Genomic DNA, 25,298 nt, shown 5'->3' on the forward strand with positions numbered 1-25,298 from the left:
ACTGCGACACCAGCGCGGCCGCCTTCCGCACCTGGCTGAAGGCGAAGTACGGCAACGACCTCAACGCGCTCAACCACGCCTGGGGCACCACCTTCTGGAGCCAGTGGTACTACGACTGGGAGGAGATCATCCCGCCCCGCGCCACCGGCGCCGACCCCAACCCGACCCACCGGCTGGACTGGCGCCGCTTCTGCTCGGACGAACTGCTGTCACTGTTCACCGCCGAGCGCGACGTACTCCGCCGCGCCGCCCCGGACCTCCCCGCCACCACCAACTTCATGGTGATGCACAACTTCGACGCCCTGGACTACTGGCGCTGGGCCCCCGAGCTGGACATCGTCTCCAACGACCACTACCTGCTCGCCACCGACCCGGAGTCTGAGACCGACATCGCGCTCTGCGGCGACCTGGTCCGCTCCCTGGCCGGCGGGCGGCCCTGGTTGTTGATGGAACACTCCACGGGGGCCATCAACTGGCAGCCTGTCAACCGGGCCAAGACGCCCGGCGAGATGCGCCGCAACGCGCTCGCCCACGTCGCCCACGGCGCCGACGGCATCGCCTACTTCCAGTGGCGGGCCGCCAAGGCGGGCGCCGAGCAGTGGCACTCGGCGATGCTCCCGCACGCGGGCACCGACAGCCAGATCTGGCAGGACGTCGTGCGGCTCGGCGCCGATCTGCGGGCCCTCGCCGAAGTGGGCGGCAGCATCAGCCCCGCCAAGGTCGCCATCGTCTGGGACTGGAACGCCCGCTGGGCCATGGAACTGCCCTCCCAGCCCAGCAGCGAACTGCGCTTCCAGGACCTGGTGAGGGACTGGTACACACCGCTGTGGAGAGCCGGTGTGGCGGTCGACTTCGTACGCCCCGACACCCCGGATCTCGACCGCTACAGGCTCGTACTCGCCCCCAGCCTGTACCTGGTCGACGACGAGGGAGCGACCAACCTGGCGGCGTTCGTCGAGCACGGCGGCACCCTCGCCGTGGGCTTCCACAGCGGTGCGGTGGACGAGAACTGCCATGTCCGGCTGGGCGGTTACCCGGGCGCCTTCCGGAAGATCCTCGGCGTGCGCACGGACGAGCTGTTCCCCCTGTTGCCCGGCCAGTCGGTCGGCCTGGCCGGGCAGGTCCCGCAGGACGCGACCGCCGACCTGTGGACCGAACGCCTCCGGCTCGCCGGGGCGGAGGCCGTGGCCACGTACGCGGACGGACCGTTGGCGGGCGTCCCGGCCATCACCCGCCACTCGTACGGCAGCGGCACCGCCTGGTACCTCGCCACCCACCCGGACCCCACCACCCTGGCCACCGTCCTGGAGCGCATCCGAGAGGAAGCCGGAGTGCGCCCGGAGCACGACGTACCAGCCGGCATCGAGGTGGTGAGGCGGCGGGGCGCGGAGGCCGACTACCTCTTCCTGATCGACCACGCCGGCCACGGCGCCGAGATCCCCGCCGAAGGAGTCGAACTCCTCACCGGTAAACCGGTCGTGGGCTCCGTCACCGTCCCCGAAGGCGGCGTCGCAGTCGTCCGCGAGGCGACGCGCGAACCGAGTGGCGGGTGAGGCATCTGAGGTTGCTCCGTGTGTCGGTCTCCCCTCGGGCACTGCCCCTTCGCTTCGGGATGTGACTGTGTGGGACGTCACCGCGCGGCCGACCGGACGACTTCGACAGTCAGCGAGGTTCGGCCGTGTGGCCCATGAGGCACTTGGGACATGAAGATCAGGACAGGGCGGCGCTCTCACCGCGCCGCGCCGCGCGGTACGGACGTCGCCCGTCTACGGCCGGTGCTGCCGCCACGTGTGCGGCGACTGAAACGACGCGACGGACTTGGGTCCGCTCGACTGTGGCGCCGTGCCGGGGCCCTCTCTCCACACGCGACCGCGCCCGGCTTCCACATCACCGACGGCCGCGCCTCCAGGCGCGCCGAGCGTGTCTGAGAACCACACCTCGCGCGACTCAGGCACCGCGATCCAGGAGAACCGCCGACTGGATGCGAGGTGGCACCGAGGCACTTCTCTCGGTTACGTGAGGCGGGCCGTCAGCCCGATCCGGGTGCCGCCCGGCCCGCCACGGGCGTAGGCACAACGCCGCGCCCAGGGAATTTCCTGCTCCGACTCCACGGAAGTGAGTTCTGACATGACAGGTTTGCCCAGCCGCCGACAGATGCTCGGCGGGGCGGCTGCGGGAGTGCTGGCCTCGCTGGCCGGGATTCCGCCTGCCGGTTCCGCGTCCGCCGCCACGACGTACACCGCACCTGATCCCCGTGTGTGGATCCACCTCAACAGCGGGTGGCGATTCATCAGATCGGACGTCGCAGGCGCGCAGGCGACCGGATTCAATGACTCCGGATGGACGTCCGTCACCACGCCCCACACCTGGAACGCCGTCGATGGTGCCGACGGCGGCAACAACTACCACCGCGGAGTGGGCTGGTACCGCCGCCACTACACCGTGCCGTCCGAACTGGCGGGCAAGCGGTTGTACCTGCAGTTCGCCGGGGTCAACCAGGTCGCCGACGTCTGGGTCAACGGCACGTACCTCGGGCAGCACAAGGGCGGGTACTCCCGCTTCAGGTTCGACGCCACCGCCGTGCTCGTCCCGGGCGAGGACAACGTGATCGCGGTGAAGGTGACCAACGCCCGCGACACCAACATCGCCCCGGTGGGCGCGGACTACACCTTCCAGGGCGGCATCTACCGCAACGTGAGCCTGTGGGCCGTCGAAGACCTCCATGTGCGGATGACGGACTACGCGGGCCCCGGCGTGTATCTACGGCAGAGCAATGTCACCGCGGCGTCGGCCACGGTCACCGTGACGACGAAGCTGTGGAACGACAGCAGCACCACCAGATCGGTGGTCGTCCGCACCGTCATCGCCGACAAGAGCGGGACCGTCGTCGTGGAGGCCGCCGGCACCGCGCAGACCGTCCCCGCGGCCACCGGAGCGGAGATCCGGCAGACCCTCCGCATCGACAACCCGCGCCTGTGGAACGGCGTGGCGGACCCCTACCTCCACAACGCCAGCGTCGAGATCCATGACGTCACCGGGGGCGGGGACAAGATCACGGACGTGGTGACCGAACGGCTGGGCCTTCGCTCCCTCGCCGTCGATGCCAACACAGGCTTCCGCCTCAACGGCAGCCACGTCCACCTGCACGGCGTCAACCTGCACCAGGACCGGGCCGTCAAGGGCTGGGCGATATCCGACGCCGATCACACCCAGGACCTCGACCTCATCAGCGAGATCGGCGCCAACGCCATCCGGATGGCGCACTACCAGCACGACCAGAAGGACTACAACCTCGCCGACGAACGCGGAATGGTCGTGTGGGCGGAGATCCCGCTGGTCGACATCGTCACCGACTCGGCCGCCTTCACCACCAGCACGCAGAACCAACTGCGGGAGCTGATCCGGCAGAACTACAACCACCCCTCGATCGCCTTCTGGGGCATCGGCAACGAACAACTCGACTACAACGGCACCGCCACGAACAGGCTCCTCGCATCACTGGCCGGCATTGTCGAAGCCGAGGACCCCGACCGCCTCTCCACCTACGCGGTGCGCGGCGAGGACCCCGACAACGCCCAGGCAGGGCTGCACACGCAGACAACAGGCTTCAACAAGTACTACGGCTGGTACTACGGCTCCAAGGACGGCGACCTTGGTGCCTGGGCCGACAACCTGCACGCGACCTCCCCGTCCCGCAGGATCGCCATGTCGGAGTACGGCGTCGGCGCCAGCACCACCCAGCACGCCCTCAACCCGCCCAAGCCGGCTCCGGGCGGATCCTGGCACCCCGAGGAGTACCAGTCGCTGTTCCACGAGGCGGCCTGGAAGCAGCTCGCCAGCCGTCCGTACATCTGGGGCACGTTCGTCTGGGCCATGTTCGACTTCCCCTCCGACGGCCGCAACGAAGGGGGCCAGCCCGGAATCAACGACAAGGGCCTGGTCACCCGCGACCGGCAGACCCGCAAGGACGCCTTCTACTGGTACAAGGCCAACTGGGCCGACACTCCCACCCTCTACATCACCAGCCGCCGTTGGACCCAGCGAACCGACGCCACCACCGAACTCAAGGTCTACTCCAACGCGGGCCAGGTCACCGCCACCCTCAACGGCACCTCCCTGGGAACCCTGAGCAGCAGCGACCACATCTTCAGATGGCCCAGCATCACCTTGAGGCCCGGACAGAACACCGTGACGGTCACCGCGACCATCAACGGCTCCACCTACACCGACAGCGTCAACTGGACACTCGGCTGAGAACCAGGCCCCTCGCCAGATGCCCGGTCCGACAAGCGGAACAGGCGCTACAGGGGCAGGGTGACGCCACCTTTCCGACGATCTCGTAGGTGCGCGGGTGGCGGCGGTGTGACGATGCCAGCTGGCACACGCCGTACGCGACGAAGCTCCGGTGGGCAGGGTTACCTGTCGTTCCCCCGACCGGAGCTTCGATGCGCCGCCAAGTCCGCCACCGCGTGCCACGCCAAGTGGCCCACGCCGTCAGCAGCGTGCGACTGCCGACCTGCCACAGCGGCTCGCGATGCCAGCCGATCCCGCCTCGTCATGGACGGCACGGCAGGCGAGTCCGAGGCGGTGGGCGCCACCGCACTGGTGCACACCAGGACTGCCGTCGGGGCCATGATGACGGCAGGGCGAGCCGTGGCCCGTTCGACGGGAACACTCACTTTCTGCGGAGGTGAAATTCGCCCGGCCGCGGAACGGCGTCGCGCACGTCCTGCGTCACGATGAACGAGCACCGGCGGGCGCGGTGTCAGGCATGGGCCAGTCCCGGGAGGTGTTCGGTGAGATGCATGGCATGCAGCCGTGCGAACTCGTCGTGCGTGCAGCGTCCGTAGGCGGGGTGGGGGGCGTGTTCTCCCACGTGGCCGGTGAACAGGGCCACCACGTCCGCGAAGCCGGCCGCGGCCTCGGTCACCGGCAGGCCCGGGTCCAGCGGTGGCGCTCCATCGATCTCCGCGCCGAGCGGGTGTTTCATCGCTCCGCGGCGCAGGAAGACCCGTTTGGCCAGAGCGCCTGCCGTCGCACGGAACAGGGCGGGCTTGAGCTCGGGATAACCGGTCGCGGAGTAGCGGACGGTCTGGGCACAGTGCTGCAGCGTCTGGGACAGGTTCCAGGGGCTGCCCGGCGCCAGCAGGTCACGCTCGGGGCGACCGAGGTCCTTGTGGAGCCGTTCAGTGAGCTGGACGAGGGTGAGTGAGCTCATATCGCAAGATTCCGTTTCCTCCATACTCGATGGCCAAGGCCCCGACCTCGGCCCCGCCCCTGACGGCGAAGGTGGCGGCAACCACCTCCCGTCTGCACGCCGCCTTCGCCACCGGCCGCATCGGTCCACTGCTCTGCCGGAAGGCCCAGCCCAGCGCGCTGCGCACCCCGCTGACGGGGTATCGCTCCCCGCGCGCTGGGCAAGCACTCGTACCGACTACTGCGTCAGAGCGCCGGTTCATGCTCGTTCAGGTGGTCGATGATCAGGCTGGTGAGGATCTCGGGAGCCTCATCGGGGACCCAGTGACCGATGCCTTGCAGTGCGTGGAACGAGTAGGGGCCGCTCACCCATTCTTCTGTGGCATGAGCTGCGGTGGACCCGAGCGCGACGTCCTCGGTGCCCCAGACGTAGAGCGTGGGTACCTGGATCTTCCCGACCGCGGCGTCGGGCCGTTCGGCTCGGTAGTAGTTGAGGGCCGCGCTCAGCGCACCGGGTTCGGACAGACGCTGTACGTATGCGTCGACGTGACGGTCGGGAACCCTGCCCTGGTAGAGGGAACGCAGGAGCGCGGCGTCGTCCGCCAGGAAGCGGGCCTCTGCGTCGGGGTTGCGCCAGTCCTGCTGGTACTGGGAGCGGCGGCGCTGGTCGTCGTCGATGCGATGTGCCTCGCCCAGCGCGCTGGGATGCGGCGTCGACACAGCCGTGAGCGTGCGCAGTCGCCCGGCGTGCCGGGCCGCCGTCCACCAGGCGATGGCACCACCCCAGTCGTGCCCGACGAGGTCGAAGCGGTCCCAGGCGAGTGTGTCGGCCACCGCCAGAACGTCCCCGACCAGTTCACTCACCCCGTACCCGGCGGCACGCATCGGGCGCACACCTGGCGAATAGCCACGGGTGTCGGGCGCGACCGCGCGAAAGCCCTGGTTGCCCAGCGCGGCCAGCTGCTCCTCCCAGAGAATGGCCGTCTGGGGAAAGCCGTGCAGGAGCAGGACGGGGCGCCCGTCGGCTGGTCCTGCCGCCATCGCGTCGAAGGTGCCTGAAGCCGACCGGATCTCAAGGCGGTCTGTCATGATGCATCCTTTTCGGAAAGGTGGGCGCCTCGTCGGGGCGTCGTGCCCACGAACGGTCCGCTGCCGAGCAGCGCCGAAAGAGCCACCGCCAAGACGAGTCGGCGGGTGGAGATCGGCGAAGGCTGCCGCGCCCCAGGGTGACGGCCCGCCGATCGCACGGTGTCGCGGCGCTGCGGGTGACCACCTCCAGGGCCAATCAGTTCTGTCGCCGCTTGCACCTCATGGCTCGCCGACGGGTGGGTCCGTGAGGCTGATGATCCAGGCGCACCACTGCGTATCGGCGCGCCGTTCGGGCAGGTCCAGCACCGTGGAGACCGTCAGGACGAGACCGGTGGCCAAGAAGGAACGCACCTGCATCGGGTCGGCGCCCGTCAGATGGGTGATGGTCTGCTGGAGGTCGAGCTGGCGCACCCGTACCGACTCCTGGACCACCACGTCACCTGCCGCGGCGTAAGCCTGCAACAGCACGAGGCCGACAGTGGGTCGGCTCTGCAGGAGATGTCGGTAGGCGTCCCCGAGCGCGCTCAGTGTCGGCTCGGCGCTCTCGAACGTGGTCTCGATCCTGTCGTAGGCCGCGTGCACGACCTGAAGGAACAGATCACGCTTCGAGCCGAACATCTGCACGATGCGGGGGTGCGAGATCCCGACACGGGCGGCGATCGCCTCGATGCCCGCCCCCGACAGTCCTTTCAGGGCGAACTCCGCGTCGGCCGCTTCCATGATCTCGGCCCGCCGCACTGCCGCCGGTTTACGCGTGCGGCCCGGCTCGGTCACTGCCCGGTTTCCGCGCGCTTGAGCTGGCTCAGCACGAAGCGGTAGTCGTACAGGCACCGGTAGGCGTGGATCAGCCCGTCATCTCCCAGCTCCAGACGGTCGTCACCGTGGAACTCCACGCGGTGGTCCGTGCCGGCCAGGGTCCCCGAGAAGCGCCACGCCACCAGCACGGCCCGCCGCGTCACCTCCCCGTACAACCCCATACGCGTGAACGAGTAGTCGGGAAAGGTGTGTGCCATCTGAGTCACGAAGTCGCGGATGCTGTCAGGGCCGTGCGCCGTCTCACCGAGTGCGGGCTCGTCGTACACCAGGCCTTCGGCACACAACGCGGCCGCAGCATCGCCGTCGTGCTCATTCCAAGCCCTCTCCCATCGATCGCAGAACGCCTCAAGGGCCTTGATGTCTGATGCGGCCACTTCGGACACGGTCGTAACCATGCTTCTAACTTACAGGTAAGTAAGAAGCATGCCAAGGGCAGGCCGGCCAGCCGAAGGTGCCGGCTTCGCGGCATCTTCCGCGGTGACGGCCGCAGCGAAGGGTCGGTGCCGTCCGGAGCTGTCGAGGACGTCACTGGCACACCGCGCCGGCAGTCAAGAGATCGGAACGCGTGCATAACGCCGAGCCTGCGCACTGACGCTGAAGCGGACCATGACGTCACCCCTGCTGAGCCACGCACGGTGAGCCCGTTCATACCGTGCGCAGGCTGACACGCGCTGGGCCACGTGAGTCCTGTGATCCCGCCTGCGCTAGAGGTAGAGCCTCTCGTTGATCTTGATCCCATTCGCCTTGCAGTGGCTTTCGTAATGATCGATGAACCAGAAAACGTCGACCGTTTCGAGCACCCGGTCCTCTTCGTCGAGGAATTCCAGCGGCCCGTTGAGCCAGAACATCGTCTTCATGCCGCGTTCGGAGTAGAGCGTGTGGCTTCGCCCCGGGCTCTCGCGAACGAAGTCGCCCGGCTGGGCGACCCAGTCGTATTCCATGTACCGCCAGCTGCCTTCCAGCACGTAACCGGAGACCGGGCCGCGGTGGCGGTGGCGGCCGAGCACCCCACCCTCCTGCACCCACAACACGTTCGCGGCGCTGCTGGTCCGGACGTCGAAGGTGAGGTGCTTGATGAAGACGTTGGGCGCGAAGGGCACCCACGGAGTGCTGTCGTCGCTGATATAGCCCTCTTCGAGGGCGTACTTGTCCCGCATGAGGTCAACCCGTGACTCTGTCGCGACATGCTGCTTCATGATCTCGTCGGAAGTGGTCATCTCTCCTCTTTTTCTGAAGCCGGGGATGGATGTGGATTTCGCAACAACCGATTCCGGTTTCGGCTGCCGCTGGCGGGCGCCGGTTCCCCGAGCCCGCACCGAACGTAGAAGGAGACGTCTGGCCACGTCTTGACTCCCGCCGCACGGGATTGTTGACTCTGCGCGCACACGGGTCACCTTTTGTCCGTGCAGGGTCGGCAGCGAGGTAACCGCATGAGTCTGGAATTCTCCACAGCGAAGGTCGATGACCCCTCACAGCTGTCGTACTGGCACCAGGTGGTCAGCGAGGCGTTCGTCCCTTACGAAGTCGTGGCGCCGCGGGGCCGCACCGAGGGCTTCCGGGGCACAGTCACCGCTCACGCGATCGGCGGCATGCAGGTGGCCACCGTCGACGCCGATCCGCACACGGTGTTCAGGACGCCATCGCTGCTACGCCGGTCGCCACAGGACGACTTCCTCGTCAACCTGGCTGTCCGGGGCTCGGTCATCGTGACCCAGGGAGAGCGCGACGCGGTCCTGCGGCCAGGAGAATTCACCCTCTACGACAGCGCCCGTCCGTGCCGGATCACCGGTCCCGACCGGTTCGAGCTGGTTTCGCTGAAGATCCCCCGGGCACTGTTCACCGCATACTGCCGACTGCCGCAGGACGCGACAGCGACCGTCGTTCGAGGCGATCACGGCGTCGGCGCTCTGGTCTCGCCCTACCTCCGCTCGCTGACCAGGCACGCGGCCGAACTGGCGCCCGATGTCGTCCAGCAGGTCGGCATCAATGTTCTGGAGCTCCTGGATGCCGCCCTGCCCAAGGGCCCCGCCGCTGGTGACGGCTCCGCGCTCCCTCGATCGGCACAGTGGCTGCGGGCCCGTCAGTACATTGCGCAGCACATCACGGACCCACAGCTCTCGCCCGCCATGGTCGCCGACGTCCTCGGTGTGTCCATCCGGTATCTGCAGGTGCTCTTCCGTGCCGAGGGCACCTCACCTTCCCGGTCGATCCAGGAACAGCGGCTCGAACGCGCCGCGCGGCTCCTCACGGACCCTCGCCATGCGAGGCGGACGATCACCGACATCGCCTTCGGTCTCGGCTTCAAAGACGCTTCCCACTTCACCAGGGCGTTCAAGAACCACTACGGAACGGGCCCACGCGCCTACCGCGACAGACAATCACCCGCTGGCCTCGTTTGACGAGCGCCCAGGCCGGAGACACCGGGACGGATGAGCTGACCCCGGTTTCGCGGAGTCCCTGAAGCCAGGCTTATGATCCTGACCCGAAGGAGAACCACGAGCAGTGCCAGCACCACGTAAGTACCCGGACGAGCTCCGTGAGCGGGCCGTCCGTGAGGTCCGTTCCACCGGCCGTCCGATCGCGCATGTCGCGAAGGACCTGGGCATCCACAAGGAGGCCCTGCGCGGCTGGGTCCGCCAGGCCGAGGCGGACACCGGCGAACGCGACGACCGGCTGACCACCGCGGAGAGGGAAGAGCTGAGGCAACTCCGGCGGGAGAACGCGGAGTTGAGGCGGGCGAACGAGATTCTGAAGGCCACGAGCGCGTTTTGTGCGGCGGAACTCGACCGTCCCCGGACGAGGCCGACCAGGTGATCGAGCACCTCAGGGACAAGGGCCTCGAGGTCGGGTTCGCCTGCCGGGTGCTGGGGCTGTCCGAGTCGGCGTACTAGGCGCGCAAGAAGCAGCCGAAGTCCGCCCGCCGGCTGCGTGACGAGCAGCTCATGCCGCTGATCGAACAGGTCCATGCCGAGTCCGGCCGCACCTATGGCGTCCGCAGGATCCCCCCGCGCGCTCAAGCGCAAGGGTGTGCACGTCGCCCGCTGCAACGGTTGAGCGGCTGATGGCCGAGCTGGCCCTGGAGGGCGTCATCCGTTGCCGCCGGCCGGCAGGTCCTGTTCGGCCCAAATGCACTTGCCGTCACCGAGGAAACGAGTGCCCCATCGCCTTGACACGGCGGCCACTAGTTGGAGCCCTCGGCCTCCCTCGTCGTTGAAGCCCGCGCGCCGGATGCGTGGGGAAGTGAGGCTGCCGTCGTAGACCTCGCAGATCAGCGACGACCCGCGCAGCAGGCGCAGTCGTATGGGACCCTTGGCGTGTCGGATCACGTTGCCGACCATCTCGCTCACCAGCAACTCGGTCGTCATGACGAGGTCGTCCATGTGCCAGCGCGCGAGTTGCCTCCGGACATGGTCACGGGCCTTCGCTGCCGCCCTGGGATGCTCGGGAAGGTCGAGCGTGGCGACGTCCTCGGCGGCCATGCCGCGTGTGTGCATGATGAGCAGCGCCGCGTCGTCGGCGGATAGCTCCGGGTCCGGCACGAGAGCCGAGACGGCCGTGTCACAGAGGTGGTCCAGTGCGGCAGCCTGTGCGTCCGGGCCGGTGACGGAGAAGTACGAGGTGTGGGTGACGGCGTCCGCCAGGATGCGCCCGAGTTCGACCAGCCCACGGTCGATGTCACGCGTGGCGGATTCGACGAGGCCGTCCGTGCAGAACACCAGAAGGCTGTCATCCGCCACCGTCAGCTCAACGGTCTCGAATGGTGGTTCTGCGGCGCCGAGAGGCGGGTTGACGGCCACATCCGGGTAGTGCACTGAGCCGTCGGGGACGATGATGAGTGGCGGCGGGTGACCGGCCACTGAGAACGAGCAGAGCCGCGTCACCGGATCGAAGACCGCGTACAAGCAAGTCGCGTAGTAGTCGTCTCCGAGGTCACTGACCAGACCGTTCAGGTGGCTGAGCAGTTCGTCGGGATCCATGTCCAGGTCGGCAAGGGTGCGTACGGCCGTTCTGAGCCGTCCCATGGTGGCGGCTTCGGCGATGCCGTGTCCCATGACATCACCGATGACCATGGCGACGCGACCGGACGAGAGCGTGATGACGTCGTACCAGTCTCCCCCTACCTCGTCACCCTTGCCGGCGGGAAGGTAGCGCGCGGCGGTGGAGACCGTGGGCAGGGCCGGCAGGCTCTGGGGAAGCAGGCCACGCTGGAGTCCCTGAGCGCGTGTGTGTTCCGCGTCGTACAGGCGTGCCCGATCAAGCGCCTGGGCGACCATACCGCTGAGCGCAGTGAGCAGCACGCGCTCCTCTTCGCTGAAGATGTGCGGTCGGGAGAAGGCGACGACGCAGCATCCGATGGCACGTCCGGAAGCGATGAGCGGCAGGAACGCCCAGGCCTTCTTCGGCGATGTCTCCGCCAGGTACTGAAGGTCGGGGTACAGCCGAACGAAGTCAGCCGGTGACTCGACGAACCTCGGCGTACGGGTGCGGAGCACATCGGTGGCCGCGCTGTTGGCGTTCAGGGGGAGTCTGTCGATCAGACGCAGGAATTCGGGGTTGTAGCCGATGGCGTCGACAACGCGGATGTGCACGCCCTCCAGGGCCTCCACCGCCACTCCGTCGGCGCCGAAAGCTGGCCGAACGTGATCCGCGACAGCCCGGACCACGTCCTTCGACGTCAGCGCCTCCGCGAGTGCCATGGTCAACTCACTCATCCGGCTCGCCAACCGATCGGGGGACTGTGTCCGGCCGTTCTTCCCGTCTTCCGTCGGCCTCGGCTCGGTGACCTCGAAGAGGGAGATGATCTGACCGTGATCCCGGACCGGGATCACACGTACCCTCCGAAGGCCTCGGTCACCGGGCCATCGGAGGTCGAACTCGACTGTCTTCCCCTCGGCGGAGGCACGGCGGCACTGAACCTCCAGACCTGGTACGCGAGCCGCGGGCATCTCCCACAGGTCGTCGCCGACCAGTCGACCGGGGCCGAGAAGTCGCTTGGCGGAGTCGTTGGCGAAGGTGATCCGCCAGGCCGCGTCGACTGTGAAGACGGCTTCGCCCATGGCCCGTATCAACGCAAGAACCACGTCCTCGCCCTGTGGGGACGTCCGCTCACCCGGTGTACCGGCAAGGGCGCTCGACATCCCGTCCTCCTCGGCGGTGGAGCGTTGGCGCCGAGACGGTTGGGATTCCCCGGCGCCTTTGTTCGGCGTCGTGTCGCTCGTCCTCACACCCCGCCTCCTGCCGGTCCACGGGCGTGTGTCGACGAGGGCCGCTCGCCCGCCGCCGTGCCGACCACGCTCGCTGTGCGGATTCCAGCCTAGTTCCGCCCACCGCCCGACACTCCTCGGAGAGCCAGGGAGAGGATGCGCGCTGATACCGCCCGCACCCACCCATCTGCGAGGGACACAGGGCAACGGTGGTGGGTACGGGCGGTGGTCGCGGGCTCAGCGGTGCGTGTTGTTGCTGACGTGGTCGCCCGCCAGCCAGGACCTGAGGTCGTCGTGTGCCGTGCGCCTGCGCTCCGCGTCGGACTTTTCGATTCCTGGGGCGTCCAGGGTGAACTCGAGCAGGAGGCCGTTCGGGTCGCTGGTGTAGAGGGAGCGGCAGTAACCGTGCTCCAGGACGTAGGTCTCGTCGGGCTTCCAGCCAGCATCGTCGAGGCGCCGGCCGATGTCGTTCTGGACTTCCTCACTGACCTTGAGCGCGATGTGCTGGAACGGCGAGTGCGGCATGCGGGGGCCGAACTGCTCCTGGTCGGCGGGGTCTGCGAACTGGAAGAAGGCCAGGGCACTGCCGTCCCCGAGGCCGTAGAAGGTGTGGCAGTACGTCCGTACGGCTCCGAAGAGTTCGTCGGACTCCTTCCACGTCGCAACCAGCGGCAGACCGATGATGTCCTCGTAGAACGCCCGCGTGGCCTCCTGGTCCCGCGTCACGTAGGCGTTGTGGTGGAGGCGCGCAGGCAGAGACGTGACGTCCGAGCTGGGGACGGTGGCCTCGGGCAGTGACTGGGTCATCGTTGACTCTCCTTCGTGATCTCCGGCTCGTCGGCGTGACAGGACGGCTCCGGACATCTGTCCGCCAGGCGAGCAATGCGTTGACGATCGCGTGAGGTTCAGCCTCGGTCAAGGGGTGACGGCACAGTGGCGCCAGCGCCTTGCGGAAAGTGGATGAAGCAAGCGGACACCGGACGCGCGCCGGGGCCGGACAGCGGCCTCGTTCGCCCGCCGCCCGCCGCCCGCCGCCCGCCGCCCGCCGCCCGCCGCCCGCCGCCCGCCGCCCGCCGCCCGCCGCCCGCCGCCCGCCGCCCGGCGGCCTCAGGTCCGGGTCGTCCGCGCCGCGCATGCCGCCTGTTTGGCGAGAAGCGCTGTGAGGCGGTCCGGTGCCGAGAAGAACGGGGAGTGGTCGCAATCGATCTCGACGCTTCCGGTCGCGTGTGCTGCGCACTCGCGCTGGGCCTCGACCCGCACGGTGCGGTCCTTGAGGCAGACGACGTATGTGCACGGCGCGGACATCCAGGCCGGCTCAGCGACGGGCTCCTCGGGCACGTGGCTCCACATCGGCCGCCACCGCATGCTCGCCAGGTCCGCCATGTTGGGCGGCGAATCCGCGTAGAGCACCTCGCGGGCCTCGGCACGCAGGACCACGGCGCCGTCCGCGTCCGTGTTCCAGGCGGCACGGAACTCTGGATGACCCCAGTGAGGGGTGTGTGCCGAGGGCGACTGCCCGGGCAGCGGCATGCGCGCGGCCACGAAGACGAACCGGTCCGCCCCGTGCCCTCCGGCGGACACGGGAAGGCCGCCGTAGCTGTGGGCGACCAGCACGACGGGCCGTACGCGCGCTGCTTCGCGGACCGCCTCGCGGACGGTGGCGGTGTCGTCCTCGAACGACGTCAGCGGCAGGTCGACCGATCGGCCGGCGACGCCGGCGCGGTCCAGCCGTTCCAGGACCGGAGACCAGCACCATCCGTCGTGGTTGGCTCCGTGCACGAAGAGGATCAGAGGGTCCACTGCTTGCTTTCTTCTAGAGCGGACCGCCTCCGGCTCTCAGCGGCGCATCGTCGCGGAAGGAGACTCTCCGAAGCGGGCCCGGTACGCGGAAGCGAACCGGCCGGTGTGGGTGAACCCGTGGCGCAGTGCCACGTCGGTGACCTTCGCGCCCTCGGAAGGGTCTGAGCGCAACAGTTCCTCGCGCGCTTGTTCGAGGCGGTGGCGGCGTACGTAGGACATCGGGGACGTGCCCAGTTGTCGGCGGAAGGCAGAGTGCAGGGAGCGTTCGCTCACCCCGGCGAACTCGGCGAGGTCGGCGACGGTGAAGGCGGCGTCGGGGGAGGAGTGGATGAGTTCCAGCACCCGCCGGACGACGCGAGGCGTCGGCAGCGGTTGCGGCGAGAAGATGCGGTCGGTGTAGTTGTGCCGCTGTCCGAGCAGCAGGGCGGTCAGGACGCTCTGCTCGATCTCCTTGGCGAGCACCGGGGGCGGACCGGCTTTGCCGCACTGGGCGAGGGCCCGGCGGAGCGTTCTGGTCGCGGCTGTGATTCCCTCGCCGCCGCCCTTGAGGTCCATGAGGGTCTCGAAGTGCAGGGGGGCATCCAGCGGTTCGTTCAGCAGGTTCCGCAGATGGCGGTCTATCAGGGGTTTGTCGATGGTGAGCATGAGCTGGCGCAGGCCGGGAGCCCACCGCATGCGGACGTTCTCGGGGAAGCAGAAGACGCCGGCGTGGTGCTGGTCGGCGACGGCGGTGGGCTCGTCGGCCCTGCCGTCGTCGATGAGCATGGTGCCGCCGAAGACGAAGTTCACGGTCACGATGCTGATCGGGGGAGCACAGGAGATCTCCAGGGCGGGGCCGTAGCCGGAAGCCATGAGACCTATCCCATGCAGCTTCTGGTAAGCGACACGTGCCTCGAACGGCCTGCCGCGTTCGAGCACGCGCATGCTGTGCACGTTGTTGAGGAGCTCCTGGGTCCGGGCCTTCGCCTCGGAAGGGTCCCGCGTGCTGATCATTCGGCCGTGAGGAACGCCGGTGCCCTCGGGTATCTGCTCGTCGCCCATCGACACTGACGGAACGTGCATGACTGCCTCCACCATCGGACATCTGTCCGCATGATGTCCGACTCGCAGAATCGAGGGTTCGGGCCGGTAAGTCAACCGTCATGCGGAAAGCGGCCCGAGTGTGCGGCATCCGGCTCGGCATACCGGCCCTCGGCTCCTACCTTCGGACGTCATCAGCACTGAAGCTGGAGGTAGTGCAGTGACGCAAGTGACGGCCTCTGAGGCGGGGCAGGGCGTGGGTGGCCCGCCGACCGAGGGTTTTCTCGAAGTTTCCGGAGGACAGGTCCATCTGTTCCGCGGCGGAGATGGTGCGCCGGTCCTCTTTCTCCACGCGGCCGGCGGCGCCGGCCGGTGGCACGAGTTCCATGAACTGCTCTCGCGCCGCTTTGAGGTCTTCGCTCCCGACCACCCGGGGTTCGGCGGGTCGGACGACTTCCCCGAACTGGAAGGCGTGGACGATCTGGTCTTCCACTACCTCGATGTCATCGCAGCGCTCGGGTTGGAGCGTCCGCATGTCGTGGGGGCGTCCTTCGGCGGATGGGTGGCGGCAGAGCTCGCTGTGGCCCGTCCGGACGCGATCGGCTCCCTGACCCTGCTCGGCCCGGCCGGGCTGCGACTGCCGGAACATCCGGTCGCCGACCTGTTCCTGATGACTCCTGAGCAGGTGGTCGGAGCGCTGTTCAAGGACCCCGCCAGGGCCTCGGCGCTCTTTCCGGGCGAGCCGAGCCTCGACGATGTGCTCGCGGCCTACCGGGACATGACGGCGCTGGCCCGCTTCTCCTGGTACCCGTTCCTCAGCAACCCGAAGCTGGAACGCAGGCTGCACCGCATCACCGCCCGCACGCTCGTCGCATGTCCTGCCGAGGACAAGGTCATTCCGGTGCGGCACGGTGCGCGGTACGCGGAACTCATACCTCAGGCACGGTTCTCGCAGGTCGACGACTGCGGCCACGCAATGTACTTCGAGCGACCTGGGGATTTCGCCGAGGTCGTCACGGATTTCCTGGCCAAAGTCGAAGCCGGGACCCAGCAGAGTGGAGCGAGCCGATGAAGTTCGTGTTCTTCCACCTGATGCCCTACCCGTACCTCCCGGACGACTTCGACGAAGGTTACCCGAGCCCTTCCCTGACCTTCCCGAACAAGTACTTCGATCGTGAACTGGGCAACCGGCTCTACCACCGGTACCTCGACGAGCTGGAACATGCCGAGAAGCTCGGTTTCGACGGCATCGCCGTCAACGAGCACCACCAGAGTGCCTACGGTCTGATGCCGTCGCCGAACATCATGGCCGCCGCCCTCGCCCGGCGCACGGAGCGGGCGCAGATCATGATCCTCGGAAACGCCATAGGCATCCGCGGCAACCCGCTGCGCGTGGCGGAGGAGATCGCCATGCTCGATCACCTCAGCAACGGGCGAGTGGTCTCCGGGTTCGTCCGGGGCATCGGCTGGGAGTACTTCGCCAGCGGCGTCAACCCGACCCGTTCCCGTGACCGGTTCAACGAGGCACACGACCTGATCATCAAGGCGTGGACGGCCGACGAACCGTTCCAGTGGATCAGTTCCAACTACGAGTACCGGTACGTCAACCTCTGGCCCCGTCCCGTGCAGGAGCCGCATCCACCCATCTACATCCCAGGTGCGGGCAGCACGGAGACGATGAAGTTCGTCGCCGAGCACGGTCACACCTACATGTCGGTCTACGCTCCCACGCCCTTGGTTCGCCGTTGGTTCGACGGACACCGTCAGGCGGTGGAGGAACTGGGGATGGACCACGACCCGGTCAAGTCCGCCTTCTCGGTGCCGATCTATGTGGCCGAGACCGACGAGAAGGCCCACAGGGAGGGGCGGCAGCACATCGAGTGGCTGTTCCACCGCGGACTCAAGCAGAGCTTCCCGCAGGTCTATCCGCCGGGCTACATGTCGCCGGGCTCGATGCGCGGCATGCTGATGTCCGGGATGAAGCCGTACACCGAGACGTCGTACGAGGAGCTCCTAGCGGGCGGATACGCCGTCGTCGGCAGCCCCGAGACCGTGACGGCCCGTCTGGCCGAGCTCCAGGCGCAGCTCGGCTTCGGACAGCTCATCGGTCTCTTCTCGGTCGGTGACATCACCGCCGACGAGATGAACCGGAGCATGGAACTGTTCGCGACCCAGGTGATGCCGGCCCTGCGTCCGCTGGGAGTCGCGGACAGGGTGACGGCCGCCTCCTGATCCTGTCCCGCCCCGACAACAGGAGAGCCGACACCCGAACGTCGCCCCCCAGGCCGGTTCAGCCGGCCCGGGGGGCGATCGTGGCGATGGGACGGGCCTCCCACGCGGCCCAGTCGGCGCTGATGTCCCCGGCGGCGCGCAGCAGGGGAGGGAGATAGTCCTCAAGGAGCTCGGAGACCGAGGTCTCGGCTGCGTGGGCGTTCACATTGACTGCTGCCACGGTCCGACCCTGCCCGTTGCGGATGGGCGCGGCGACGGAACGGATACCGAGGGCGAGTTCCTCGTCGGCCATGGCCCATCCCTTGGCCCGCACGTCACGCAACGTCCCGTCGAGTTCGTCGCGCTGAGGATGATGCCGGGGAGTGATCCCGGATCTGCCGGGCAAGGCGAGCACACGGTCCAGCTCGGGTCCGTCCAGGGCTGCCAGCAGCACTTTTCCGAGGGATGTCTGCACGGCGGGGAAGCGGGTGCCGATGGTCACCGAGAACGTCACCAGCTTCGGCACGGCGACGCGGGATACGTAGACGATGTCGGAGCCGTCCAACTGCGCGATGGAGCATGACTCTTCGGTACGGGCGCTCAAGCTCCGTAGATGGGGCTCCGACAGCTCCCAGATGTTCTGCGAGCCGATGTAGGTCATCCCGAGTTCGAGCACGCGGGGCGTGAGCGAGAATCCGGTCTCGTCGCTGCGTACGTAGCCCAGCGTCTGGAGCGTGATCAGGATGCGGCGCGTTGTGGGCCTGGCAAGCCGCGCTTCGGCGGCGATCTCGCTCAGCGTCATGTGCGGTCTGGCAGGCTGGAAGCTGCGCAGGACGTCGAGCCCCCTGGCGAGAGCCTCGATGAAATCCGGACCGGCGTCCCGACGCATCCTTCGTCCCTCCACGGTTGTGAGATGGGCGGACGTGCTGATCGGCCGCTCACCGGATGGTTGTCCGACACTGTAACGTCGCTTCCTCCGGCGGCGAACGCGCCCACGGCGTGACGGTGGGGCAGCGGGAAACGCTGCCCCACCGTCACGCCGTCAGCCCGTCACGCATGTGCCGGATCCAGGGCCCTTACCGCTCCCAGCCGAGCGGTGGCGAAGTCGACGACCTGCCGGCCGACGGTCTCCAGCTGGAACCGGGCCGACTCGTCCATGCAAGCACCCGTGGTCCTGTGGAACAGCCCCGGCACCGAGGCATTGAGCGCCGCACCCATCGGGGTCGGCCACCCCCGCAGAGCGTGTGCGCAGGTGCGGAGGGTCTGCAGGGTGGCCACGCTCGCCTGCCAGCCGTAGGCGACGGCTATGCAGCCGACCGGCAGGCCGGAGAGGTAGGAGCGCTCGTCGTCCCGCAGATCCTCGACATAGTCGAGGGCGTTCTTCACCATGCCCGAGACCGTGCCGTGGTAGCCCGGGGACGAGATCAGCAACGCGTCCGCCTCACGCAGCGCCGCCACCAGCGCCGCGGCCCGATCCGACCGATCCGGCTTCTCGGGGGCGTAGAGCGGAAGGACCAGATCCGCCGAGGTGATCAGCTCGACGGAAGCACCGGCCTCGGCCGCCGCCGCTGCGGCGACCCGCAGGGCGCGCTCCGAGCTGGAGTTCTCCCGCGTCGTCCCGCCTATGCCCAAGACCCGTATCCCCTGCACACCCATGACGCCCTCCACCTGTCAATTCCCGAGCTGCGACAGCAGTTCCCCGCGTTGTTCTCACCGCTGACGGTAAGAGGGAGCAACCGGCGGCACGAGCCGCTTCCGGCACGCTCGGGCCGTTTTCGGCAAGAGGCACGGCCTCCCGTGGGAGTTTCAGTGGACAGACGTCCGCGAGACGGTCAGATTTTCTCCTGCGGGAGTGGAAAGCAGGTCCAGCAACCCGCGATTGTTAGTGTGACGGGGAGCCGTCAACAGCGGACGAACGTCCGTGTGTCGGACAACTTTGAAGGGTGTTCGCTTCATGACCGACTCAGTAGGGGCCCTCGACGGCCTGCTGATCGCCGATTTCTCCCGAATCCTGGCCGGGCCGTACGCCACCATGCTGCTCGGGGACATGGGAGCCGAGGTGATCAAGGTGGAGTCGCCGGCCGGTGACGACACCCGCACCTGGATGCCACCGGAGCGGGATGGGGTGTCCACCTACTACCTCGGCATCAACCGCAACAAGCGCTCCATCGCTCTGGACCTCAGGAGGCCCGAGGACCTGCGGCTGGCCAAGGAACTGGTGACGCGCGCCGACGTTATGATCGAGAATTTCAAGCCGGGCGGCCTGACCAGGTTCGGTCTTGACTACGAGGCGACCAGCGCGGACAACCCGGGGCTCATCTACGCGTCGATCAGCGGGTTCGGCACGGCGGGCGGGGCGTCCCTGCCCGGCTATGACCTGCTGGTCCAGGCGGCCTCCGGACTCATGAGCCTGACCGGAGACGTGGACGGGCCGCCTTACCGGGCGGGCATCTCCGTGTTCGACGTCATGACCGGGATGCATGCCGCCCTCGGCATCCTCGCCGCTCTCAACCACCGCAACAGGACAGGGGCCGGGCAACATGTGGAGGTCAACCTGCTGTCCTCGGCGCTCTCCGGACTGGTGAACCACACCTCCGGCTATGTGGCCGGCGGTACCGTCCCGCACCGGATGGGCAACGCCCACCCCAGCCTCTTCCCCTACGAGCCGCTGCCGACGGCGGACAAGGACCTCATCGTCATCGCGGGCAACGACGGCCAGTTCCGCAGGCTCTGCGCCGAACTCGGCCTCGACGACCTGCCGGACGACCCCCGGTTCGCGGGGAACGAGGTCCGTACCCGTAACCGCGAGCAGTTGCGTCCGCTCCTGGTCGCGAGGCTCAAGGAGCGCCCGGCGGACGAGTGGTTCAAGAAGCTGTCCGCGGCGGGGATCCCCTGCGGACCGATCAACCACGTTGACGGAGGCGTCGCCCTTGCGGCAGAGCTGGGACTCGACCCCGTGGTGACCGTCGGGACCGAGGCACACGCGGTGCCGATGATCCGCAACCCGATCACCCTCAGCGCCACCGAAACCCGGTATGTCCTGCCCCCACCCGACCTCGATCAGCACGGCGCAGAGCTGCGGGCCTGGCTCGCGGCAGGAAAGGACGCAGATCAGTGACCACAGGACAACCGCAGTACCCGACGGGACTCGGCACGTCGGACGCCACCACCATCCGCCTGCTGGGACACGACCTGGCGGAAGAGCTCATGGGGCAGGTGGGATTCGGTGAACTCGCCTTCTGGCTGGCCGCCCGGCGCCGCCCCGATGCGGGCGAGGTGCGGCTCTTCGAGACCGTGCTGGTCGCACTCGCCGACCACGGATTCACTCCCACCGCCATCGCGGCCCGCTTGACCCTCCTGTCGGCGCCTGAGTCCGTACAAGGAGCCATGGCCGCCGGGCTGCTCGGCGGCGGGTCCCGCTTCCTCGGTGTCACTGAGGACACCGGCCGGTTCCTCGCGGAGGTGATCTCGGGAGAGGGTGACGCCGCCCGCGCCGCCACTGACGCCGAATGGGACGCGCTGGCCCGCAGGGCCCTGGCGGAGCGCAAGGCGGCCAAACGGCTTGTGCCGGGCCTAGGCCACCCGGTCCACAAGGAACGTGACCCCCGGACCGCAGTGATCATCCGAATCGCTCAGGAGGAAGGGGCGTATGGGCCTCACCTGGCCCTTTTCGAAGCAATAGGGCGGATGGCGCCCGAGGTCCTGGGCCGGACACTGCCACTGAACGGCGCCGGAGTGTGCGGAGCGGCCCTCGCTGATCTCCGGCTGCCCCCCGAACTGCTGCGAGGCTTCGCGCTGCTCGCCCGCGCCGCAGGACTCCTCGGTCACCTCGCCGAGGAACTCCGCCACCCCATCGCCGCCGACATCTACCACTCGGTCGACCGCAACGCCCAGTACGTCCCGGAGGGCACCTTGTAGGTGCCGTCGTGCGGGGGAGTGCGCGTGCGCGGTAGCGGGCTGGGTGCCTGCGGCAGGTGTCGGTCCGGGATGAAGTGCACGTCTGCCTCACGCCAGATCGGTCAGTGAGAGTCCGCCTGGCTTGGTGATCACAGCTGCCCCGCTCGCCGCTTACGCGGGGCGTGACGACGGCCTGGAACGGACGCGGATTCAGACGACCAGCGGATCCACAGCCGCACGGTGCAGATGCACCCGCGGTCATCCTGGTGGAGCTCACGGCCGGTGCCTCGGTCGCCGGCCCGATCAGGACGTCGAACAGGAACCACAGCCCTCCTCGGCCCGCGCCACCGGCGACTGGTCGCGATCAACGGCCACGGTTGGGCGATGATCGGGTTCAGAGCCCTGGAGACGACACTCTCAGGAGGAGGACCGGGGGCGCTCACATCTGGAACGGCGGTTCGCCGCGGGATGCACGAACGTCACCCACCTGCATCGCCATGTCCGCGGCTTGGATCGAAGCCGTCGATGCCGGCCGGCTGCCCGGCCTCACCAACTTTGCCCTGCGCCTGCTCCGAGACCTCTACGCGGTGACCGCCGGTACTCAGTGCCATCGGTGAGGGCAAGAGGCATCCGGACACCGGGATGGGGGAGGATGGGTGGTCATGAGCAAGCCATCTGCGCGGATGCGACTCGCAGACGCCGCGTTCGCCCTGTTCGACGAGCGCGGATACGAGCAGACCACCGTGGACGACATCGCCGAACGGGCCGGTGTGGGACGTACCACGTTCTTCCGGCACTAGCGGTCCAAGGAAGCGGTGATCTTCCCCGACCACGACCGGTTGCTGGAGCTGATCAGGGACCGGCTGGCGACCTCCAGCCACAGCACCGCGCTGGTCGCCGTGTCCGACGCGGTCCGCCTGGTGCTGCTGCACTACAGTGCTGTGACCACGTAGGTTCGCCGGGTTGGCGGTCGCGACGGTTGGATGTGCGGTGATGTCCATCCGACCGGTGGAGGCGTTGGTGGCTGAGCCTGTCCGTGTGCGCAGACTGACCGACCAGGAGGGGCAGAAGCTGCAGCAGATCGTGCGCCGGGGTAGCACGAGTTCGGTGCGTTACCGGCGGGCGATGATGCTGCTGGCCTCGGCGGGCGGGAACCGGGTGCCGGTGATCGCCCAACTGGTGCAGGCCGACGAGGACACCGTGCGCGATGTGATCCACCGGTTCAACGAGATCGGCCTGGCCTGCCTGGACCCTCAGTGGGCGGGAGGCCGTCCCCGCCTGCTCAACCCTGACGACGAGGACTTCGTCATCCGGACGGCCACCACTCGCCCCACCAGGCTCGGCCAGCCCTTCACTCGCTGGTCGATCCGCAAACTCGCCGCTTACCTGCGGAAAGTGCACGGACGCGCCATCCGCATCGGCCGTGAAGCCTTACGGTGCCTGCTCCTGCGCCGCGGCATCACCTTCCAGCGCACCAAGACCTGGAAGGAATCGCCCGATCCTGATCGCGACGCCAAGCTCAACCGCATTGAGCAGGTGCTATACCGATTCCCCGACCGAGTCTTCGCCTTCGACGAGTTCGGGCCCTTGGGAATCCGGCCCACCGCGGGCTCCTGCTGGGCGAAGCAGGGCAAGCCCAACCGGCTGCCGGCGACCTACCGCCGCACCCACGGCGTCACCTACTTCCACGGCTGCTACTCCGTCGGGGACGACCGTCTGTGGGGCGTCAACCGCCGTCGCAAAGGCACCGCCAACACCTTGGCGGCGCTGAAGTCGATCCGCGCCGCCCGACCCGACGGCGCCCCGATCTACATCATCCTGGACAACCTCTCCGCCCACACCGGCGCGGACATCCGCCGCTGGGCGGAGAAGAACAAGGTCGAGCTGTGCTTCACCCCGACCTACGCCTCTTGGGCCAACCCCATCGAGGCCCACTTCGGCCCGCTGCGGCAGTTCACACTGGCCAACTCCCACCACCGCAGCCACCCCGCGCAGACCCAGGCGCTGCACCGATACCTGCGCTGGCGCAACGCCAACGCCCGCCACCCCGACGTCCTCGCCGCCCAACGCAAAGAACGCGCCCGCATCCGCAGCGAGAAGGGCATCCGCTGGGGCGGACGCCCTCTGCCCAACGCGGCCTGACCAGGAGCCGGGCCGGCATCCCCGGCACATCACTAACCGACCCGCTGCATCGCCTTTCGGTGCCGTTCCGCCATCGCGGCCCCGGACTCGCGGCGGGCCATCCTGCGCAGGACCGACGGTGCGAGGAGCAGCCCGGCGACTGCCCAGGCACCCAGCACGCCCGCTGTCTCCAGGTGCCGCCAGGATTCGCCGATCTCGGCGGCGACCGCATCGGCTGGCAGCAGCGCCGAGCGGAGACCGAGGCCGAGCCAGTACACGGGGAAGATCTGCCCGACGATCTGCAGCCACTCGGGCAGCTTCGACAGGGGAAAGTAGATCCCGGAGATCACGACGAGTCCCATCACCGGAAGCATCAGCAACCCGACGGTGCGCGGACTGCCGACGAGTGAGCCGATGACAGCGCCCATCGGCAGGGTGGCCAGGAGACCCAGCGGCACCACCCACACCAGCGTCAGCAACGCTCCGCCACCCTGCCGGGCAACCCCGTCCACCAGGAACACGCCAACGGCGAACGGGAGTGCCATGGAAGCGAGAGCCGTACCCGACACCATGATGATCTTGCCGACCAGGTGGCCGACCATGCCGTGGGGCACGGCCTTGGCCCGCAGCAGGGTGCCGTCCTCACGCTCGGTCGCGAGCAGCTGCGCCGTAGTCATCATCCCCGTGAACGCGAGCGTCATCCCCAGCATGCTCGGCAGCATGAACGCGCCGGCCGAGATGCCGGCGCCCTTCAGCGGATCGTCCCTGACCAAGAACAGCGGCACGATGAGCAGAACCGTCCAGAGCACGTAACCGAACACGTCCTGGCCGGTGGTGAAAGTCTGTCGAAGTTCCGTCCAGCCGCGCCGCACCCCAACTACCGCCGCGTACCACACCGGACTCATCACGATCCCTCCCCGAAAGCATGCACCGCCCGCTCATCGGGAACGCTCCCCGCCTCAAGCTCCCGCACCATCGTCAGGTAGGTATCCTCCAGGCTCGCCCGGCGCACCTCCAGCCCGCCGATCGCCTCGCCATGCTCCTCGAACAGCCGACGAACGAACCGGGTGGGCTCGGCCGTCGCCTCCTCAAAGGGCCGCCCTTCCCGCGTCCAGCGCACAGTGGCCTCAGCCGATGCCTGCCGCGACAGCTCCTCGGCCGAGCCATCGGCCAGGATCCGGCCACCGGCCAGAATGAGGATCCGGTCGGCGAGCCTCTCCGCCTCGGCGAGGTCGTGCGTGGTCAGCAGAACAGTGGTGTTCTCGTCCGCCAGCCCGCGTACCAGGCCGTGGAACTCGTTCCTCGCCTCCGGGTCCAGACCGGCCGTCGGCTCGTCCAAAAACAGCACCTCGGGTCTGCCTACGATGCCGACGGCCACGTCGAAACGCCTGCGCTGCCCGCCGGACAGAGTTCCGACCCGTTTGTCCGCCTGCTCGGTCAGCCCCACTGCAGAGAGGAGCTCGTCAACATCCCACGGCCGCCGCACGAGGGCGGTGGAGTACGGCGCGTAGTACGAGCCAAGGTGGGCCAGCAGTTCCCGCACCCGCCACTTGCCGTGGTCGCGCCAGGACTGCAACACGATGCCCAGGCGCGCACGCCACCGCTCGTCCCCGCCTGCCGGATCGGTGCCGAGGACGGTTACCTCACCGGCCGATCGCATCCGGAAGCCTTCCAAGACCTCGATCGTGGTCGTCTTGCCCGCGCCGTTCGGGCCTAGCAGCAGGACGACTTCGCCTCGCCGGGCCGTGAAGCCGACACCCTTCAATACGTCCTGGCTGCGGTAGCGCATCCGCAGATCCCGTACGTCGATGACCGTGTCGCTCTCTGGCGGTGGACTGCTCCCAACCCCGGATAAGGCGTGAGCGGTCGTCATCGGTGTTCCCCCGTCCGTCTCGTGGTCCGTTCTCTGGGATCAGGGGCCGGAGGCCGTGCCGACGTCCGTGG

General features: G+C 68.2%; 22 protein-coding genes and 1 pseudogene. 10 read left to right on the top strand and 13 right to left on the bottom strand.

All coding sequences use genetic code 11. The annotated features are described in order from the left end of the window. Together PUR53_RS38400 and PUR53_RS38405 are read left to right on the top strand one after the other, a co-directional pair. Positions 1–1,553 (top strand): beta-galactosidase (locus PUR53_RS38400; protein ID WP_329911420.1); only part of this gene is annotated, 1,553 nt, incomplete at its 5' end. A 574-nt stretch (positions 1,554–2,127) separates the two neighbouring features. Continuing rightward, entirely contained in the window at positions 2,128–4,254 is a 2,127-nt protein-coding gene (locus tag PUR53_RS38405; protein WP_329911422.1) for a glycoside hydrolase family 2 protein, read from the top strand. A 511-nt stretch (positions 4,255–4,765) separates the two neighbouring features. On the opposite strand, the gene PUR53_RS38410 is transcribed toward PUR53_RS38405, so the two are convergent. The 5 genes from PUR53_RS38410 to PUR53_RS38430 form a co-directional block, all read right to left on the bottom strand. Beyond that, entirely contained in the window at positions 4,766–5,218 is a 453-nt protein-coding gene (locus PUR53_RS38410) for a DUF1569 domain-containing protein (RefSeq protein ID WP_329911423.1), read from the bottom strand. A gap of 224 nt (positions 5,219–5,442) precedes the next feature. Next, positions 5,443–6,285 carry an alpha/beta fold hydrolase gene (locus tag PUR53_RS38415; RefSeq protein ID WP_329911424.1) on the bottom strand — a complete coding sequence of 281 codons (843 nt, stop codon included), beginning with the start codon at positions 6,283–6,285 and terminating at the stop codon, positions 5,443–5,445. 219 nt (positions 6,286–6,504) lie between these two features. Further along, positions 6,505–7,059, bottom strand: coding sequence for a TetR/AcrR family transcriptional regulator (locus PUR53_RS38420; RefSeq protein ID WP_329911425.1), 555 nt, complete (start codon positions 7,057–7,059; stop codon positions 6,505–6,507). Beyond that, positions 7,056–7,496, bottom strand: coding sequence for a nuclear transport factor 2 family protein (locus PUR53_RS38425; protein ID WP_329911426.1), 441 nt, complete (start codon positions 7,494–7,496; stop codon positions 7,056–7,058). Before PUR53_RS38425 ends, PUR53_RS38420 begins: the two co-directional genes overlap by 4 nt. 309 nt (positions 7,497–7,805) lie before the next feature. Further along, positions 7,806–8,318: a 2,4'-dihydroxyacetophenone dioxygenase family protein gene (locus PUR53_RS38430; RefSeq protein ID WP_329911428.1), complete on the bottom strand. Its 513-nt coding sequence runs from the start codon at positions 8,316–8,318 to the stop codon at positions 7,806–7,808. Between the two features lie 213 nt (positions 8,319–8,531). Here PUR53_RS38430 and PUR53_RS38435 point away from each other — a divergent pair, with 213 nt between their 5' ends. After that, entirely contained in the window at positions 8,532–9,500 is a 969-nt protein-coding gene (locus tag PUR53_RS38435; protein WP_329911430.1) for a helix-turn-helix domain-containing protein, read from the top strand. A 103-nt stretch (positions 9,501–9,603) separates the two neighbouring features. After that, a complete protein-coding gene (locus PUR53_RS38440) occupies positions 9,604–9,915 on the top strand; it encodes a transposase (protein ID WP_329911431.1) in 312 nt (103 codons plus the stop codon). A gap of 272 nt (positions 9,916–10,187) precedes the next feature. Here the strand turns inward: PUR53_RS38440 and PUR53_RS38445 are convergent, their stop codons facing one another. From PUR53_RS38445 to PUR53_RS38460, 4 genes are all read right to left on the bottom strand, one after another. Beyond that, a complete protein-coding gene (locus PUR53_RS38445) occupies positions 10,188–12,239 on the bottom strand; it encodes a SpoIIE family protein phosphatase (RefSeq protein ID WP_329911432.1) in 2,052 nt (683 codons plus the stop codon). Positions 12,240–12,542: 303 nt separating this feature from the next. Next, complete coding sequence (locus tag PUR53_RS38450; RefSeq protein ID WP_329911433.1) at positions 12,543–13,112, bottom strand: VOC family protein; 570 nt, start codon at positions 13,110–13,112, stop codon at positions 12,543–12,545. 300 nt (positions 13,113–13,412) lie between these two features. Further along, entirely contained in the window at positions 13,413–14,105 is a 693-nt protein-coding gene (locus tag PUR53_RS38455; protein ID WP_329911435.1) for an alpha/beta fold hydrolase, read from the bottom strand. A 36-nt stretch (positions 14,106–14,141) separates the two neighbouring features. Beyond that, positions 14,142–15,167: an AraC family transcriptional regulator gene (locus PUR53_RS38460; protein WP_329911436.1), complete on the bottom strand. Its 1,026-nt coding sequence runs from the start codon at positions 15,165–15,167 to the stop codon at positions 14,142–14,144. 187 nt (positions 15,168–15,354) lie between these two features. On the opposite strand from PUR53_RS38460, the gene PUR53_RS38465 reads away from it, so the two are divergent. Continuing rightward, a complete protein-coding gene (locus PUR53_RS38465; protein WP_329911438.1) occupies positions 15,355–16,197 on the top strand; it encodes an alpha/beta fold hydrolase in 843 nt (280 codons plus the stop codon). After that, entirely contained in the window at positions 16,194–17,357 is a 1,164-nt protein-coding gene (locus tag PUR53_RS38470) for an LLM class flavin-dependent oxidoreductase (protein ID WP_329911439.1), read from the top strand. The genes PUR53_RS38465 and PUR53_RS38470 overlap by 4 nt, the downstream gene beginning before the upstream one ends. Before the next feature lie 58 nt (positions 17,358–17,415). Here PUR53_RS38470 and PUR53_RS38475 read toward each other — a convergent pair whose 3' ends face one another. Beyond that, a complete protein-coding gene (locus PUR53_RS38475; protein ID WP_329911441.1) occupies positions 17,416–18,225 on the bottom strand; it encodes an IclR family transcriptional regulator domain-containing protein in 810 nt (269 codons plus the stop codon). 161 nt (positions 18,226–18,386) lie between these two features. After that, positions 18,387–18,992, bottom strand: a complete 606-nt coding sequence (locus tag PUR53_RS38480) for an NADPH-dependent FMN reductase (RefSeq protein WP_329911442.1) — start codon at positions 18,990–18,992, stop codon at positions 18,387–18,389. 298 nt (positions 18,993–19,290) lie between these two features. On the opposite strand from PUR53_RS38480, the gene PUR53_RS38485 reads away from it, so the two are divergent. The 4 genes and pseudogenes from PUR53_RS38485 to PUR53_RS38500 all read left to right on the top strand — a co-directional run bounded on the left by PUR53_RS38485 (position 19,291) and on the right by PUR53_RS38500 (position 23,375). Further along, positions 19,291–20,454, top strand: a complete 1,164-nt coding sequence (locus PUR53_RS38485; protein WP_329911444.1) for a CaiB/BaiF CoA transferase family protein — start codon at positions 19,291–19,293, stop codon at positions 20,452–20,454. Then, positions 20,451–21,254 carry a citryl-CoA lyase gene (locus PUR53_RS38490; RefSeq protein ID WP_329911446.1) on the top strand — a complete coding sequence of 268 codons (804 nt, stop codon included), beginning with the start codon at positions 20,451–20,453 and terminating at the stop codon, positions 21,252–21,254. Before PUR53_RS38485 ends, PUR53_RS38490 begins: the two co-directional genes overlap by 4 nt. Positions 21,255–21,895: 641 nt before the next feature. Beyond that, positions 21,896–22,168 (top strand): annotated as a pseudogene (locus PUR53_RS38495) (helix-turn-helix domain-containing protein); the annotation flags it as partial. Between the two features lie 85 nt (positions 22,169–22,253). Further along, on the top strand, positions 22,254–23,375 hold the full coding sequence (locus PUR53_RS38500) for an IS630 family transposase (protein ID WP_329911447.1): 1,122 nt from the start codon (positions 22,254–22,256) through the stop codon (positions 23,373–23,375). A 32-nt stretch (positions 23,376–23,407) separates the two neighbouring features. On the opposite strand, the gene PUR53_RS38505 is transcribed toward PUR53_RS38500, so the two are convergent. Then, positions 23,408–24,259: an ABC transporter permease gene (locus tag PUR53_RS38505; protein WP_037691710.1), complete on the bottom strand. Its 852-nt coding sequence runs from the start codon at positions 24,257–24,259 to the stop codon at positions 23,408–23,410. After that, entirely contained in the window at positions 24,259–25,227 is a 969-nt protein-coding gene (locus tag PUR53_RS38510) for an ABC transporter ATP-binding protein (protein ID WP_329911449.1), read from the bottom strand. Before PUR53_RS38510 ends, PUR53_RS38505 begins: the two co-directional genes overlap by 1 nt. Positions 25,228–25,298: the final 71 nt, after the last annotated feature.

Origin of the sequence: Streptomyces sp. SP18BB07, from assembly GCF_036322545.1 — a bacterium.
GTDB classification, from domain to species: Bacteria; Actinomycetota; Actinomycetes; order Streptomycetales; family Streptomycetaceae; genus Streptomyces; species Streptomyces deccanensis.

Excerpts from the sequence above, each read along its gene's own strand:
- PUR53_RS38430 (WP_329911428.1), bottom strand. The coding sequence starts at position 8,318 with ATGACCACTTCCGACGAGATCATGAAGCAGCATGTCGCGACAGAGTCA.
- PUR53_RS38445 (WP_329911432.1), bottom strand. The coding sequence starts at position 12,239 with ATGTCGAGCGCCCTTGCCGGTACACCGGGTGAGCGGACGTCCCCACAG.
- PUR53_RS38405 (WP_329911422.1), top strand. The coding sequence starts at position 2,128 with ATGACAGGTTTGCCCAGCCGCCGACAGATGCTCGGCGGGGCGGCTGCG.
- PUR53_RS38460 (WP_329911436.1), bottom strand. The coding sequence starts at position 15,167 with ATGCACGTTCCGTCAGTGTCGATGGGCGACGAGCAGATACCCGAGGGC.
- PUR53_RS38410 (WP_329911423.1), bottom strand. The coding sequence starts at position 5,218 with ATGAGCTCACTCACCCTCGTCCAGCTCACTGAACGGCTCCACAAGGAC.
- PUR53_RS38425 (WP_329911426.1), bottom strand. The coding sequence starts at position 7,496 with ATGGTTACGACCGTGTCCGAAGTGGCCGCATCAGACATCAAGGCCCTT.
- PUR53_RS38450 (WP_329911433.1), bottom strand. The coding sequence starts at position 13,112 with ATGACCCAGTCACTGCCCGAGGCCACCGTCCCCAGCTCGGACGTCACG.
- PUR53_RS38485 (WP_329911444.1), top strand. The coding sequence starts at position 19,291 with ATGACCGACTCAGTAGGGGCCCTCGACGGCCTGCTGATCGCCGATTTC.
- PUR53_RS38510 (WP_329911449.1), bottom strand. The coding sequence starts at position 25,227 with ATGACGACCGCTCACGCCTTATCCGGGGTTGGGAGCAGTCCACCGCCA.
- PUR53_RS38415 (WP_329911424.1), bottom strand. The coding sequence starts at position 6,285 with ATGACAGACCGCCTTGAGATCCGGTCGGCTTCAGGCACCTTCGACGCG.
- PUR53_RS38475 (WP_329911441.1), bottom strand. The coding sequence starts at position 18,225 with ATGCGTCGGGACGCCGGTCCGGATTTCATCGAGGCTCTCGCCAGGGGG.
- PUR53_RS38470 (WP_329911439.1), top strand. The coding sequence starts at position 16,194 with ATGAAGTTCGTGTTCTTCCACCTGATGCCCTACCCGTACCTCCCGGAC.
- PUR53_RS38480 (WP_329911442.1), bottom strand. The coding sequence starts at position 18,992 with ATGGGTGTGCAGGGGATACGGGTCTTGGGCATAGGCGGGACGACGCGG.
- PUR53_RS38505 (WP_037691710.1), bottom strand. The coding sequence starts at position 24,259 with ATGAGTCCGGTGTGGTACGCGGCGGTAGTTGGGGTGCGGCGCGGCTGG.
- PUR53_RS38435 (WP_329911430.1), top strand. The coding sequence starts at position 8,532 with ATGAGTCTGGAATTCTCCACAGCGAAGGTCGATGACCCCTCACAGCTG.